Source organism: Frankia nepalensis (assembly GCF_016786325.1).
GTDB lineage: Bacteria > Actinomycetota > Actinomycetes > Frankiales > Frankiaceae > Pseudofrankia > Pseudofrankia nepalensis.
On the sequence record NZ_JADWYU010000310.1, the window covers coordinates 1 to 3,067 of the forward strand.

Annotated in this window: 2 protein-coding genes, 1 pseudogene and 1 riboswitch; all 3 genes and pseudogenes read left to right on the top strand. The window is 70.4% G+C overall.

The features are described from left to right. A riboswitch (cyclic di-AMP (ydaO/yuaA leader) is annotated at nt 1-151 on the top strand. This riboswitch is flagged as partial in the annotation. Between the two features lie 125 nt (nt 152-276). Beyond that, complete coding sequence (locus I6A81_RS40805) at nt 277-1,212, top strand: C40 family peptidase (RefSeq protein WP_307875232.1); 936 nt, start codon at nt 277-279, stop codon at nt 1,210-1,212. A gap of 964 nt (nt 1,213-2,176) precedes the next feature. After that, on the top strand, nt 2,177-2,698 hold the full coding sequence (locus I6A81_RS40810) for a hypothetical protein (protein ID WP_203008197.1): 522 nt from the start codon (nt 2,177-2,179) through the stop codon (nt 2,696-2,698). A gap of 177 nt (nt 2,699-2,875) precedes the next feature. Continuing rightward, nucleotides 2,876-3,067, top strand: a pseudogene (locus I6A81_RS40815) (DUF305 domain-containing protein); the annotation flags it as partial.

The window sequence follows — 3,067 nt, forward strand, 5'->3', positions numbered from 1 at the left end:
CGGCACAGGCAGCAGCGGGGGAGCCACCTTCCTCCGGGCGTCGTCGCCCGCCGACGGCGTCCTTGGGGTGAAGCCGGACGCGCATGCGCGTCCGGCCGGGCACCCAGCCCGAACCCGACAGCTCACCTCGCAGGCGCCTGGGAAAGGGTCCACGTGCAAGCGCACGAACCACATCCGTCTCTACGACCCGCCGGTCCCAGTCGACCCGGTCGCCATCGTTCCCGTCGCCGAACCGGCTCGGTCCTCGGGCGCGCTTCGACCCGCGCGACCTTCGCGGTGATCACAACCGGCACGGTGGCCGTGTCCGGGGTCGCTTTGACCGGCTCGCTGGGCATCGACCAGCAGGATCCCGAGACCGGCGAGATCATGATCGCGTCCGCCCTGGGTGCCGGTGATCAGGTGGAGACCGCCGCCGCCCGGCCCACAATCGCCGCGGCGGTAGAGCAGCCGGTCGCGTTCCAGCTGCGCACAGCGGTCTCGCTGGCGCCCACGCTCCCCGACGTCACGGTGAATGCCGACGAGCCGGTCGAGGTCGGGTTCCGCCTGACCAGCCGGTCCGGCGGCGCCCTCGCCGACCAGGACATCCTCGTTCAGGTGCTGTTCCCCCAGGGCTGGACCACGTTCAAGGCCCTGCGCACCGACGCCTCCGGCCACGCCGCGTACACCGCGCGAGTCCTTACGACCACCCAGGTCAGAGCCACCTTCGCCGGCAGCGACGCGTTGGAGGCGGCGACGTCCGCGCCAGCGATCCTGCGGGTCCGGCCCCAGCCACCCGCGGCCCCCAGCCCCGCATCGGACCAGGCGCCTCGGGACGGCGCTGGCGGCGCCACCACCGCGCCAAGCGCCGTCGGGGGCCAGACCAGCGTTGGGGAGAAGGCGGTCTATCTCGCGTCGTTGCAGGCCGGCAAGCCGTACGTCTACGGCGCCGAAGGGCCGTACAGCTTCGACTGCTCCGGGCTGGTGCAGTACGTCTACAAGCAGCTCGGCAAGTCGCTGCCGCGCACGACCGACCAGCAGTTCGCGGCGACCACCCGGATCGCGCGCGGCTCGGAACAGGTCGGTGACCTCATCTTCTTCGGCCAGCCGGGGTCGATGTACCACATGGGGATCTACGCCGGCAACGGCAAGATCTGGGTCGCGCCGAAATCCGGCGATGTAGTCAAGCTCCAGACGATCTGGGCGTCCGACTACTACGTCGGCCGAGTTTCGTAGGCCGGTCAGGAGCGGCGCCGCAGGTCGGGTTCCTCTCCTCGTCCGCGGTGCTCTCGGATCGGCTGCCGGTGTTGGCTTCGCCCATCGTCGTGCCTACCAGGCACGTGTGAGGTGGGCGGAGGTGACGCCCGCGCGGCGGCAGGACAGCGACTCGCCGGCTCCCCCTCCAACGGCCGGTTGTCGTGGTGTGACCCGACGCGCGAGGCCGCTCGACAGGCCCGCGCGGTCGATTGAAATCCGCTATCTACTACAATCGATAGTTGTCAAGTGTCGCTAGCGGCCCGGACCGCGTCAGTCCTGCCACGAGTCCGACCTCCGGCGGCACGTACTACGGCGCGGCCCGCGGGGATGAGCCTGCCCCGCGGGCCGCGCCAGTGCGCGGCGGCTCGGCGCTCGACGAGGGACGGGTGTCCGGTCAGCGGTGCCGGCGGCCGGGTTCGGTGGCGGATTCAGGAAGGATGTGCGTTGCCCGTACCTCACGGCGCTGGTCGTCCTCCTCGAGACGCGGCTCGGCACCGGCGCGGAACTCTCGGTGGACGCTGGCCGGGCGCGCCGGCCGTTCCCGGGTGGCGGCGCCGTCCCACCGAGCGGCAGCATCAGACCGTCACCATCATGGTCCCGACGTCGGGAAGCCTCACCATCTTGACCGCCGGGTTTGCAGTAGCAACCACGTCGCCCGTGAACGACGAGCGCCCGGCCGACAGTGGTGCCGTCAGCCGGGCCGATGGCGGGGTCGCCCCGACCGACAGACAGCCCCTGCCCACGACCACGGCTGCCTCCGACGACACAGATGCTCCGCGGCCCTCGCTGGCGACCGCCGCCACAGTCACGGCAACGGATCCCCCCTCCGCGGCGGACCAAGACTCGAAGGCGCTCCGGGCCCCGCAGGGACGAAACGGAAAGTGTCCACGTGGGGACATGTTGTCGTGTCCACCTGGCGGGTGGATCTGAGAGCATGGAATCCGTGACTGGCCTGCGTCACCGGGTTGACCGCAGCGTTCCCCTCGCCCGCGCGAATGCGCGCGGCCTGCTGCTGATGATTGCGGTGTTGTTCGGCATCCTGGCGATGCACGGCGGGTTCGGCACATATCTCGGCCCAGACCATGAGGCGATGACCGCGTCCGCGGGTGGCGGGGCAGCCACGAGCATGGATATCGGTGTTGATCACACCGAACCGCTGCCGAAACCCCACGAACCGGAACCTGCCGCCATCCATGCCGACCAGGGCGGCCGACCCACCAGTCCTCCCGACCTACTCGACGCGTTGATGTCGTCCTGGGGACGTCACGGCCACGTCGGTGAGGTATGCCTGGCTGTGCTGCGCTCCGTGGCGCTCTTGGCCGGGTTGTTGCTGATCCTCCTGCTCGTTGGTGCACGGCACGGCGTTTCGCGGTCTGCTCCGCTCGCCGCCGGTCGGCGTCGGCCTAGGCACCAGCCTTACGCGCGGGGTCCGTCGTTGTCCTTCCTCTGCGTGCTTCGGCTGTAAATCGACGCCCTCGCCCCACGCCGCGCGTTCCGGTGACAAACGGCGCACACCGCGGCCACCTCCCGCCTACGAGGCTGGTCGCCGCTGTGCCGTGCTCCGGAGCCGAGATGTGAGCGGTGCCGCGTCCCTGTCCGTTCCGGACAGCACACACCCGACCTCACGCGAGGAGCCCGAACAATGAAACGACTCGCCCTGTTGCTGGGCGCTCTGCTCACCGCTGTCGCGCTCGCGGCCTGCGGCAACGACTCCGGCAGCGCCGGAGCCAGCGCAGGCACGAACAGCGCGACGGCTACCAGCGCCACCGGCAGCGAAGACCACAACGCAGCGGACGTCGCCTTCGCCCAGAGCATGATCATGCATCATGGGCAG